This is a genomic window from Mesorhizobium sp. M0040 (assembly GCF_040323505.1).
Taxonomy (GTDB): Bacteria; Pseudomonadota; Alphaproteobacteria; order Rhizobiales; family Rhizobiaceae; genus Mesorhizobium.
In genome coordinates this window covers 1-10,944 of sequence record NZ_JAMYVA010000090.1, presented here as the reverse complement: position 1 = coordinate 10,944, position 10,944 = coordinate 1, and the positions used below count along the sequence as shown (strand labels likewise).

Sequence of the window (10,944 nt, the reverse complement as noted above, 5' to 3'; positions counted from 1 at the left end):
GGGTGATTTCAGTCCAGGCCATCGTGATCTCCATCGAATCTCGCAAATCCGACAGAATCACAACCTGCTGAAATCACTCAACTCTTTTTGGAACGGACACTAAGACTGACGGCGTTCCCTTATTCGTTGAGGAGCTGACCAAGGCGGTCCTTGAATCGGGGCAACTGCGCGAGCAAAGCCAGTGTTTTGTGCTGGCCGCGCCGTTGACGGCACTGGCGATTCCATCGACGCTGCAGGACTCCCTAATGGCGCGGTTGGATAGGCTCGGGTCGATCCGGGAAATCGCACAGATTGGCGCGGCGATCGGCCGGGAATTTTCGTACCGTCTGCTGGAAGCGATCTCGCCGATTACCGGAACCGCGCTTAAGGAGGCGTTACACAAACTGGTCGAGTCGGAGCTGGTATTCTCTCGCGCCGCCATAGGTGACACGATCTATGTTTTCAAACACGCGCTCGTGCAGGATGCAGCCCACAACTCGCTGCTTCGCTCCCGCAGACAGCGCATCCATGCGGACATCGCCCGGTCAATTGTCGAGCGCTTTGCTGATAGCAGCGAATCCGCGCCGGCGGTGATCGCCCATCACTACACTGAGGCGGGACTCTCGGAGCCGGCGGCGCACTATTGGCTGACTGCTGCGGAATTGGCCCTGTCGCGGTCAGCTCTTGCCGAGGCCACTCAGCACACCGGGGCCGGATTGACGGCAGCCCGGCAAATCGAAGACGAGCAGGTGCGTCGACCACTTGAACTGGCTCTATTGGTCGCCCGCGCCAACTCGCTGCTGCCGTTCCAGGAAACAGTTGCGGCGTTGACTAGTGCCAAATCACTGCTTGACGCAGGCGTCGGTTCCGACTTGCAACGCTTCTCGGTTCTGCATGGCCTTTGCGCGAGCAGCTATTTCGCGGGGAAGATGGAGGATGCGTTCGCCCTAGCGCGGCAGATTGTAGAGTTTGCGGACCGCCAGGTCGACCCGACATTCAAGTTGGTCGCCTATCGGCTTCTCGGGACGACCCAGGTCCTGACCGGACGTTCTCGCGAGGCTCTGGAAAGTCTGCAGTCGGCTGAAAGATATCGTGACCCCGACCGCCAGAAGGTGTTGAGCTCCTGGTTTGGCATCGACCCCGGCCTGAACGTCCTGTACTGGAAGACAATGGCGTTAGCTCTGCTGGGACAGTACGAGGGCGTCGCGAAATCCAGTGAACAGGTGCGGTCAGAGCTGTTAAATCATGGCAACGCTCACACCGTCGCGGCAGGCAACTTCTACACGATCGTGTGGCCACAATTTCTGTTCGGCAATCTCGACGCTTGCGAGAGCGATGCTGTTGCGCTCGTGACCTATTGCGGCGAACGGAAGGTCGAGCACCTGAAGCGAAACGGCGTTCTATGCCATGCATGTGTGCGAGCCCGGCGCGAGCCAACCGACGAGAACATAGCGACGATCCGTCAGGCGCTCGATTCCAATCGAACGCGCGACGCTCACCTATTCGAGTCAGTGTTCGTCGCGCAGCTTGCCGAATGCCTTCTGAAGGCCGGCAATACGGTGGCAGCAGAGGCTGCGGTGCGGGAAGGTTTCGCCTTCGTTGGCCGGTCGGGCGAGCAGTTCTGGCTGGCTGAACTTCATCGGCTCGATGGCCTGGTGGCACTGAAGCAACCACAGCCGGACCTCTCCCGGGTGGAAACCAGCCTCCTCGCCGCAATGGAGGTTGCGCGGCAGCAGGACGCCCGAATGTTGGAACTTCGAGCCGCGACAGATCTCGCGCGTTTCGCACACGAGGCCAGCCCTGGGCTCTATCCCTGCTCGATGCTGGAGCAACTCCTGGTTCCCTTTGCAGATGCAGAGTTCTCTCGGGACATACGCGACGCTCGCAATTTCCTGGCCTCGCAGGTTTCCGGTGACGTATTGGTAACCACAATGGCAACGAAGCCAGGCCTGCCTTAATGTCGGGAGCGGGATCGCCGCGTTGGGAGCACACCTCGCTGGCGACAAGGCGGGTCATGCTCTGGAGTTTTAGGTAATGCCAATCATCGACTTCTGGTTCTCAATAGGCAGCACCTACACATACCTGTCGGTCATGCGCATCGAGCAGGTCGAGAAGCAGACTGGCGTTCGTTTCGTCTGGAAACCCTTCAATGTGCGGGTGGTGATGATCGAGATGAACAACGTCCCCTTTGTGAACAAGCCGGCAAAGGCCGCCTATATGTGGAGGGACATCGAGCGGCGCTCGCAAATGCGCGGGCTCTCGCCGAAGCTCCCGGCGCCGTACCCTCTAGCGGAGCTGGAACGGGCGAACCGTGTAGCGATCGTGGGGGCAGCAGAAGGCTGGTGTCCCGCCTATGTCCGGGCAAGCTACAGGCGATGGATCGAAGAAGGACTTCCTGCCGGAAATGAGCCGAACATCAGCCAGAGTATCACGGAGGCCGGCGCCGATGTGGAGGATGTGCTGGCACGCGCGGACGCGGAAGAAGCCGTGGCGGGGCTTGTTGACGCGACGAACCAAGCCAAGAGCCTCGGCATTTTCGGCTCGCCGACTTTCGTCGTCGGCAAGGAGATTTTCTGGGGTGACGACCGGCTTGAGGACGCGATCTCTTGGAAGAATCGCCAGGGGAAATAACACCGGTCTATGCGGCGTGGATCATACTCTCACTGGAGCAAAATCTCTCAAACCTGTCGATGGGCGTTCGCGTTCGTCGTCGGGTTCTCTCGCTCCAGCGCAGCAGGCCGCAAACTCGATGCTAGGCGCTATGCGCCAAGCACTTGAATTCATTGAGATCGCCAACCTGTGTGCTCAATAGCGTAGCACAGAGGTATGGAGAAGAACGGCTTTCTAGAGAGCAATTCGGCTGATTTGGCGCACGGCCCAGCAAACAGCTTTCGGCGCCATCCTGGGCTTCAGAGCGCACTGTATTCCAACAGAGAATTGTTTGGAATTTGAGGGTGGGAGACCGCTACATCGCAAGACCCACTATTGAGGGGGCGTTCTTTTGCTATCGCCGGCATGCGGCCTGACAGCACCCGGGATCCAGCGTCACGAGCTCGAAAGTACGAGTCGGACGATGATGAGGAAGCCGCGTAAAGTCACCCGGGAAGGGGAAGACGTTCTCGTAGGCATATCCGTGGACGTGATACATTCTAGCCACCCGTCAGCACTTTTAAGTCTGCCGCCGACCAGGATCATTGACCGTAGCGGCGAACTGGGCTGCATCAACGGCTCGGCTCTTTCGATGTCGCCGACATCATCCGAGGCCGTGGCGGCAACGATGCGCTGAACGGCGCTGGCACGATGTTACATAAGTCTCGCAAGAACAACCGATTAAGGACCAGCGGAGTCACGAAGAAGCGATATCATGACCCAGCGCAGCTCGATCTACTCGACTGGGCAGCGAGCGCCCGATCGCCAAGATCATCAGCGCCATCCCCGGCACCGCGAAACGGATGTGGAGGGAACGCCACACGAACAACCCGCCGCACATCGTGCCGATGCGGGGGCGGGCATGAGCGTGGCGGCCTTACTGATGCAGCGTGAGCCGGTCCATGGGCGCGTTTGCTTCGGCCAACCTAGCCAGCGCTTGCTCGACGTTTTGAGCCGAGGTGTCAGTGCGCTTGATGTGCCGGATCATTTGCCGCGTCAGTCGCGCGAGCCTGGCGGCGCGATATACATCGCCGTATCTCGCAGTTTCAAGGTGGAGGGTCGCGAGCCTCATGGGCGACAATCCAATTGTCTAGCGGTAGAATTCGCGAATCCGCCTTTGGTTCCGCTGTCCGATCTTACGCTCGCAAAGAGCTGGCCGGAGGGCCGTGACGAATGAGAGGCCGGTCCTCACATATTGCTGCGCGGTCTGAGGCGCTAGCCGTGACGACATGGGGCAGCGGCGGATCGGAAGGCTTTCACGGCCCGGATGGTTCAACGTGTGCGAACTCCGTCAGCGCTGGTGGGATCGATCTTCGTCAACCGCGATCTGGCCTCCACCACGCGCCGTTGCGCAGCCCGTATCCTGCTGCACAGCGCGATATTGATGCCGACGCCGCAGTCTTCATCCAGCATTTCATTCGCACGTTTAAGGGAAAGCTGCGCTCCGTTGAGCCGCTGTCGGGCTCTAGCCAGTTCCATATCCAAAAATTCCATTATCCTGCATCCATTGCAGTCCCTTCGATTGGTAAACCGCTTGTGGCCGCCGTTGGTTCCGGCTGGCGCGAGCGTCCAACCCAAGCGTCGATATGGAATCTCCGGACTTGGTTCAGTCGGCGGAGCTGGCTGCAAACTTGCCCGAAACATTCGTTCAACCCTCATGAGGCCATACAACTCCTCCGCCACCCGCACGGCGGGCGCTTGGAGGAGCGACCGAACCGTAGTGATGTTCAAAATGCTGCGTCAACGACATGAGTGTCGTGGCCTTCTGCTTCCAGAACTCGGTGGACCCAGAAGCCATCAAGGCCGGCCCCTTGAATGATGACGAACGGATAGTCGCGGCCGGTTCGGCTACGAGCCTTTGCTTCAACTGAGCGAGGCGGCCAAGAAGCCCGGCAATATCCGCGCCGGGGATGGTATGGCGCGATAACTTCTCGCCAGCTCCCGGCGAATCGAGGTGACCAGCCAGGACTTCTTGCTCAACTCCACCGAAACAAAGATCTCGTCCAGCTCTTTGTGCGCTGCCTTGCTTTCAAAACCACTCGGCGTCGCTGCTGGCGTTCAAGCGTGGCGAACCGCGAGTCTGCTCCATGCTACGCGTGCCGAGCCCTTATGAGGAGGATCGCCGCCGCATCGTCCGGGAGCGCAAGGTGTTGATGGAAGAACGCATCCGGCACGGCAACCGGATCAAGGGTCTGCTCTTCTCGCAGGGGCATCACCGGCTACGATCCTTTGCGGCGTGATCGTCGCGATCGGCTGGAAACTCTTCACACCGGCGATGGACGGGATCTGCCCGCAAATATGAAGCGCCAGGTTCTGCGTGAGGTCGACCGAATGGAAATGCTGCTCGATCAGATCAAGGCAGTCGAGGCGGAACGGGACGCCATGCTCGCCGAAGAACGCCAATCGGCGCGTGAAGTGGTTATGCTGTCGAAAGTCGTCGGTATCGGACCAGAGTTTGCGGCCGTGCTGTGGGGAGACGGCTTGTTTCGGTGCTTCGACAATCGCCGGCAGCTGGCGGCCTATGCCGGCCTTGCGCCGACGCCATGGCAAAGCGGGTCGATCGACCGGGAACAGGGGATCGGAAAGTCCGGAAACCCACGCTTGCGATCGACGCTGCTGGAAATGGCGTGGCTCTGGTTGCGGCACCAGCCCGCCTCGGCGCTCAGCCGCTGGTTCAACGAGCGAGTTGCCCAGAATGGCGGATGCTTCAAGAGGTGATGATTACCGCGCTGCCCGCAAGCTGATCGTGGCTTTGTGGAAATACGTCCGCGCCGGCGTGGTGATCGAAGGAGCGTTTGTAAGACCATGACGATCTGACCGCATTCCAGTTCGGCCAGGGCCTGATCAGCCCCGCCGGAACCAGGTGGACGACCGCATTGCGGCATGGCTTTGAACGCCGTCATCGAGACTGGTCTCGTCCTCCTGAGCCCTTGCCGCCGCAGGCGGGATTATGGTGCGGCCGCTCGAGCGGCGACCGGATGTGAGGTTGATACGTGCAAACGCGCGGATCAGGAATGGGCTCAGACCTCAGGTTCATGTGGCGGTAGGGATCGCGCTGCTTGTGCCGAATGCGATTGAGCACCCTTGACAGGACGCCTCGCACCGAGCGGAGCGTCCTCCAGAAACGACCACTCAGCAGATCAGAGCCACAGCTTGACGAGTGGTCCCTCATGTGAGGCCGCAATGGGCGCGGCCCGAGAAACAGAAGGAACCACCACAATGGCGACGATCGGCACATTCTCCCGCACCGCGAACGGCTTCTCCGGCTCAGTCAAAACCCTCAACCTCAACGTCAAGACAGTGTCGTTCACCCCGGTCGACGGCGACAATGAAAAAGGTCCGGACTTCCGCATCTTCGCCGGCGCCATCGAGTTCGGGGCGGCATGGAAGAAGACCTCGCGCGAGGGCCGCGACTATCACTCAGTCAAGCTCGACGATCCCAGCTTCCCCGCTCCGATCTATGCGAGCCTGGTCGAAACCGACCCCGGGGGCGAGTTCTCGCTCATCTGGTCCCGCCGCGCCGCCGAGTGATCCGAGCTAACACGAAGCCCCGCGCAAGGCGGGGCTTCGCCATGTTCAGGTTCGCCACTGCACCTCTATCTGGTGCAGCACGCTATGCTTTGACGGGTGTTTTGCGCGCCTTCTTCACCGGCGATTTGATTGCCGTGGCAATTGCTGCCGCCGCTGGCGCGCGAGCAGCTCGTTTTGGTTTTTCCGCCGCAGCTGTCGCTGGCGCTGCCGCCTTGCGGCCCAATCCTATTGATTTTGCCAGGGCCGAGCGAGTCGCCGCGTAGTTCGGCGCAACCATAGGATAGTCGGAGGGCAGGTTCCATTTCTGGCGGTATTCGTCCGGACTCAGATTGTAGTGCGTTCCGATATGCCGCTTCAAGGATTTGAACTTTTTCCCGTCTTCCAGGCATATGATGAAATCAGGTGACACTGACTTCTTGATCGACACCGCCGGCTCCAGTTTGGCTGCGGTCGGAGCCACAGGTGTGCCGATCCCTTGCAAAGCGACATAGACATCCCCGATCAGCTTCGACAACTCGCCGACCGGCAACGGATTGTTCGAAACGTAGGCGGAAACGATGTCGGCGGTGATTGATACGAGATCAGCCTGGTCGCTTGGGTCTGGAGAAACGGTCATCGAATTTCCTCTTGTCCAAAGCGCGCTTTGAAAACGGATGGTCTGTCTATTCGCCAATCCAGGCAAATAATTCGTTACTCCGCCAACAAACCTCATTCCGTGTAAATATCAAGCAGGCAAGTGTCGCTGCGATCGTTCGGTCCGGCTGCAGACAAGTTGCCGATCGCGTCGGGGAAGCAGGAAGGCTTTCCCCCTCGCTTCTCCGCGCGCCAAGCGCACAGCCCAACGCAAGCCAGCGCCATGAATCATGGCTCCTGCGTCGCAGGATTGAGCCATGAACAATTGTCGTCGCGACACTCTGTGCCGCGGTCCTGGTCTCGCCCCGGCATGAATTGGCCCTCGCGTGTACCTCTTGTGGGACTCATTCAGGTGGGCTGCACCGCCTCGCGCCGATCGGCAGGATGGATGTTGCTGACATGGCAGCCGGCATGCGCCCGAACGGCTGCCGCCTACTGGCTCAACGAATATCTGATGAACGGCGTGCTGCTTTTGAAGCGCTTGCCACCCCGCAGCTGACAACTCGTTTGACACCACGGCGCCGCGAGCCCATCGAGCCCCTTGCGCATGTCGGTATGACCGAGCGCCAGATGCACCTTCACCCCCGTCGGAACGACGATCATGATGCGTTCTTCCCCGCCGCGAGATGCTGCTGGACTGCATCTGCATTGTGCCGACGGATGCAAAGACGCGCCGCCCGTCGTCCCGTTGGGCTGTCATCACGCCGTCCGGCGGTCGTACGAGATTGCGCAGGGCAGTCAGTACCGGCGGTTCGGTTTCCGTCCCATGGATGAGTGCAACCGTTGCCAATTGCGGCGCCTTGCGAGCGGTCACGCCGAACTCGACACGCCGGCCGAAGGCATGCTGGTGGCCATCCCATGGCGGCGGCAAACCTCCGCCACACTGACGCCGGGCTTCTCCGTCTCCTGCACGATCGCCTGCTTCTGTGCGTCGCTGAAGCGGCGCCGGTTCGACCGCCCGTCAACCGCGGTGTCAAGTGACATTGGCGCCGTACGCAATTAGCAGCGCTGCTGAATTGAGCCCGCGCACTCGGATGCAACAGAGATCGCCAGTCCACTTCGGCCTCGAATTCCTCGGGGACGAGCGCGCCATTTGCGCAGCGCATGGGGCGAAAGTCCGAGCGCCGCGGCATATTCGGCAAGCCCCAACCCGCCCCAGTTCATCGCCTCCACATGCTTGCCCCAGAACGCCTGCAGGGCAATCGGACCGGTGTCCGTACGCACGCTGTAGCGGTAGCGGCGCGGGCTCTTGCGTCGCTTCGGCGGCCCTTTCTTGCCCCGCTTCTCGGGGCTTTTCCTGTCGCAATTTCCGCAGATATTCCGCACGTTTGCGCCGATCTTCCGGGCTCACCAGATGGCGCACTCACAGCTCAAAAGTCTTCGTCGAAAGCTTGCGCCGGCGGCAATATTCCTCCGCCTCAAAACGGCCCGATACCAGGTCGCGTCATGCGTCGACCAGCACGGGTTGTTGGCCTTGTCCCAGGAACGTTGAGGCACCGCCGGAAATCTCTCAATAGCAAGGAACGTCACATGTTGCGAGATTGCACGACCCAAAAGATGTGCAGGATCCGGACGGTTACCGAGGGTGGTGGGGGACAGCGAGGGTGGTGGGGACAGCAAGATAAAGCGAGCTGGCGCTCGCCCTCGCTTTGCTCGTAAGTGTCTGTCTGCACATTGTTTTTTCCGGCACATGCGGACACCGGGAGGCACCACGCGAGGTGTGGCGGGTGCCGGTTGGTCCGCTATCCTGCTGATCTGAAAAGTAAAGGTGCGGTGCCCGGGCGATGTGCGCTCTGCCGTTTATACGCCACAGCAAGTCTTTGCGCGCCATAGTACGCGCCGCGCTCCAGCCATCTTGAAGCGCGAAATCCGACTCCCGATGCTGTCGTCATGGCAAATCGTGACAGCGACAGATTCCAGGTTCGCACCGGCCGGACGCGGCATGGCGGCGCGCCGGTCAATTCGCGCACGCTGCCCTTTGTGCGCCAGGTCGAGATTGCCATCCGCAAGCAGGGCGGCAATCCCAATCGCATCGGCGCAAGCAGGAGCGCCGGGAAGGGGAGTGGCCGCTTCAACGCCCGCGGCCGCGGCGGCAAAGTGGCGGCAGATTTGCCAAAGGCCAGCGGCGGCTGGCGGCAGGACTCCAATGGCATCCGCTTTCGCTCCCGCCGCGTCGTGGTGAAGGCGCGCGTCGTCAAGCTGCCGGGGCGAGGCAAGGGGACCGGACGCGGCCAAAAGTTCGTGACGACCAGCAAGGCCGTCGATGCGCATCTGCGCTATCTCCAGCGCGACGGCGTCACCAGGGATGGCGAGAAGGGCAGGGTGTACTCGGCCGTCGAGGACGAGGCCGACGGCAAGGCCTTCGTCGAGCGCGGGCGGGGCGACCGGCATCAGTTCCGCTTCATCGTCGCGCCGGAGGATGCCGCGGAGATGGAAGACCTGCGCTCCTTCACCCGCGATCTCATGCGGCAGGTGGAGACCGACCTCAACACGCGCCTCGACTGGATCGCCGTCGACCATCACAACACCGGCCATCCGCACACCCATGTGCTGCTGCGCGGCGTCACCGATGACGGCAAGATCCTGAACATCGCCGGCGACTACGTCGCCCATGGCATCCGCCACCGGGCAGGCGAGCTGGTCGAACGGGAACTCGGGCTGCAAAGCGAGATCGAGGTCGCCCGCAAGCTTGCCAACGAAGTGGGTGCCGAACGGCTGACCCGCCTCGACCGCATGCTGATCGCCGAACAGCAGGAGCACGATGTTGTCGACCTCCGTCCCCATGCCAGCGACAGCTACACCATTTCCAGCAATCGCTATCTGCTGATCGATCGGGCAAAGAAGCTGGAGCACTTCGGCCTGGCGAACGAGATGGAGCCCGCCGTTGGGTCGTTTCCGACAACGCCGAAAGCACGCTGCGGGGACTTGGCGAGCGCAACGACATCATCAAGACCATGCACCGGGCACTCGAGGAGCACGGCCTCGCCGATGAACGGGGCGCGGCGCAATATGTCATGCACCGCCAGACCATCACCGAGCCAGTCGTCGGCCGTGTGCTCGCCAAGGGTCTTGCCGGCGACGAGATGAGCGACAAGCTGTCGCTCGTCATCGATGGCGTCGACGGGCGCACCCACTATGTCGAGACCGCCGATGCGGCAAAGCTAAATGACGTTCAGCGCGGCCACATCGTGGCGCTCGATCCAATCCTGCCGAAGGAGGAGCCGCGTGCGGCCGACCGCAACATCAGCAGCGCAGCCGGCGATGATGGCATCTATCGCCCGAGCCAACACCTTGAGGCGATCCGCGAGGCATTTTTGGAGCGAGGCAAGGATCCGGACGCCTTTGTCCGTTTCCATGTCCGCCGTCTCGAAGCGCTGCGCCGGGCCGGCCATGTCGAACGCATCGACGAAGACCACTGGCGCGTACCAAAAGACCTGTCCGAGCGCGGCATTGCCTACGATGGCCAGAACCGCGCAAAAGACTTCTCCGTCCGCGTGCTTTCGACGCTCGATCTCGACGCGCAGATCGGCAGCGACGGCGCCACCTGGCTCGATCGGGAGCTTACGGCCAGAAACCCTGTGCCGATGGTCCGGTCAGGCTTCGCCCTTGACGTGGACAACGCGCTCGACAAACGGGCTGCCCAACTCGTCAGGCTGGGCCATGCCGAACGCGACGCGACGAGCCGCACCATCACCTTCTCGCGCGACCTTGTAGCCACGCTGGAGCGCCAGGAGGTTACGCGGGTCGGCAAGGAAATGGCCGCTGCGCGCGGCCTTACCTTCGCGCCCGTTCAGCCCGGCAATCATGTCGGCGGCACGCTCCTCGGCTCGGTCCGTCTTGCCAGCGGGCGCTTCGCCATGCTGGACGATGGTTTCGGGTTTCGGCTCGTGCCCTGGCAGCCGATGCTCGACAAGCGCATCGGCCAGCACATTACCGGCTTCGTGCAAAACAGCGGCGGCATCGACTGGAGCTTCGGCAGAAAACGCGGCCTGGGGCTGTGAGCGCGCTCATCGGCGGGGCACTCTTGGCTCTTAACAATTCCCGGCAACGCTTAGAGTCCGTTTTGAAATTCACGGGTGAGCGTTTCGGCGGATGAGATTGCCGCCCATTGCGACAAGGATCATGGCTTGCGAGACGTCGATGCGCTGCTCG

The 10,944-nt window shown here is 61.4% G+C and carries 8 protein-coding genes and 4 pseudogenes; 8 read left to right on the top strand and 4 right to left on the bottom strand.

What is annotated here, in order from left to right:
- Nucleotides 1-203 precede the first annotated feature (203 nt).
- The 3 genes from NKJ91_RS32620 (at nt 204) to NKJ91_RS32610 (ending at nt 3,805) form a co-directional block, all read left to right on the top strand.
- Nucleotides 204-1,937: an ATP-binding protein gene (locus tag NKJ91_RS32620; RefSeq protein ID WP_352458779.1), complete on the top strand. Its 1,734-nt coding sequence runs from the start codon at nt 204-206 to the stop codon at nt 1,935-1,937.
- A gap of 76 nt (nt 1,938-2,013) precedes the next feature.
- Entirely contained in the window at nt 2,014-2,610 is a 597-nt protein-coding gene (locus NKJ91_RS32615; protein ID WP_023680039.1) for a 2-hydroxychromene-2-carboxylate isomerase, read from the top strand.
- 733 nt (nt 2,611-3,343) lie between these two features.
- A complete protein-coding gene (locus NKJ91_RS32610; protein WP_352458777.1) occupies nt 3,344-3,805 on the top strand; it encodes a hypothetical protein in 462 nt (153 codons plus the stop codon).
- Between the two features lie 95 nt (nt 3,806-3,900).
- Here NKJ91_RS32610 and NKJ91_RS32605 read toward each other — a convergent pair whose 3' ends face one another.
- Together NKJ91_RS32605 and NKJ91_RS33980 are read right to left on the bottom strand one after the other, a co-directional pair.
- On the bottom strand, nt 3,901-4,122 hold the full coding sequence (locus NKJ91_RS32605; RefSeq protein ID WP_023680037.1) for a hypothetical protein: 222 nt from the start codon (nt 4,120-4,122) through the stop codon (nt 3,901-3,903).
- Between the two features lie 239 nt (nt 4,123-4,361).
- A pseudogene (locus NKJ91_RS33980) lies at nt 4,362-4,635 on the bottom strand (IS110 family transposase); the annotation flags it as partial.
- 38 nt (nt 4,636-4,673) lie between these two features.
- Here NKJ91_RS33980 and NKJ91_RS32600 point away from each other — a divergent pair.
- Both NKJ91_RS32600 and NKJ91_RS32595 read left to right on the top strand, forming a co-directional pair.
- Nucleotides 4,674-5,437, top strand: a pseudogene (locus NKJ91_RS32600) (IS110 family RNA-guided transposase); the annotation flags it as partial.
- Nucleotides 5,438-5,847: 410 nt separating this feature from the next.
- Nucleotides 5,848-6,159, top strand: coding sequence for a DUF736 domain-containing protein (locus tag NKJ91_RS32595; protein ID WP_023680034.1), 312 nt, complete (start codon nt 5,848-5,850; stop codon nt 6,157-6,159).
- A 157-nt stretch (nt 6,160-6,316) separates the two neighbouring features.
- On the opposite strand, the pseudogene NKJ91_RS32590 reads toward NKJ91_RS32595, so the two are convergent.
- Both NKJ91_RS32590 and NKJ91_RS32585 read right to left on the bottom strand, forming a co-directional pair.
- A pseudogene (locus tag NKJ91_RS32590) lies at nt 6,317-6,775 on the bottom strand (Ros/MucR family transcriptional regulator); the annotation flags it as partial.
- 449 nt (nt 6,776-7,224) lie between these two features.
- Nucleotides 7,225-7,395, bottom strand: coding sequence for a hypothetical protein (locus tag NKJ91_RS32585; protein ID WP_245274835.1), 171 nt, complete (start codon nt 7,393-7,395; stop codon nt 7,225-7,227).
- Between NKJ91_RS32585 and NKJ91_RS33975 the strand changes: the two genes are divergently transcribed.
- The 3 genes and pseudogenes from NKJ91_RS33975 (at nt 7,394) to NKJ91_RS32575 (ending at nt 10,793) form a co-directional block, all read left to right on the top strand.
- Nucleotides 7,394-7,795 carry a hypothetical protein gene (locus NKJ91_RS33975; protein ID WP_502903658.1) on the top strand — a complete coding sequence of 134 codons (402 nt, stop codon included), beginning with the start codon at nt 7,394-7,396 and terminating at the stop codon, nt 7,793-7,795. The genes NKJ91_RS32585 and NKJ91_RS33975 overlap by 2 nt on opposite strands.
- Before the next feature lie 887 nt (nt 7,796-8,682).
- Nucleotides 8,683-9,333: pseudogene (locus NKJ91_RS33970) on the top strand (DUF3363 domain-containing protein); the annotation flags it as partial.
- Between the two features lie 374 nt (nt 9,334-9,707).
- A complete protein-coding gene (locus tag NKJ91_RS32575) occupies nt 9,708-10,793 on the top strand; it encodes a DUF3363 domain-containing protein (RefSeq protein WP_352458781.1) in 1,086 nt (361 codons plus the stop codon).
- Nucleotides 10,794-10,944 lie beyond the last annotated feature (151 nt).

Coding starts and splice junctions, on each gene's coding strand:
- NKJ91_RS32615 (WP_023680039.1), top strand. CDS start 2,014: ATGCCAATCATCGACTTCTGGTTCTCAATAGGCAGCACCTACACATAC.
- NKJ91_RS32610 (WP_352458777.1), top strand. CDS start 3,344: ATGACCCAGCGCAGCTCGATCTACTCGACTGGGCAGCGAGCGCCCGAT.
- NKJ91_RS32605 (WP_023680037.1), bottom strand. CDS start 4,122: ATGGAATTTTTGGATATGGAACTGGCTAGAGCCCGACAGCGGCTCAAC.
- NKJ91_RS32595 (WP_023680034.1), top strand. CDS start 5,848: ATGGCGACGATCGGCACATTCTCCCGCACCGCGAACGGCTTCTCCGGC.
- NKJ91_RS33975 (WP_502903658.1), top strand. CDS start 7,394: ATGATGCGTTCTTCCCCGCCGCGAGATGCTGCTGGACTGCATCTGCAT.
- NKJ91_RS32585 (WP_245274835.1), bottom strand. CDS start 7,395: ATGATCGTCGTTCCGACGGGGGTGAAGGTGCATCTGGCGCTCGGTCAT.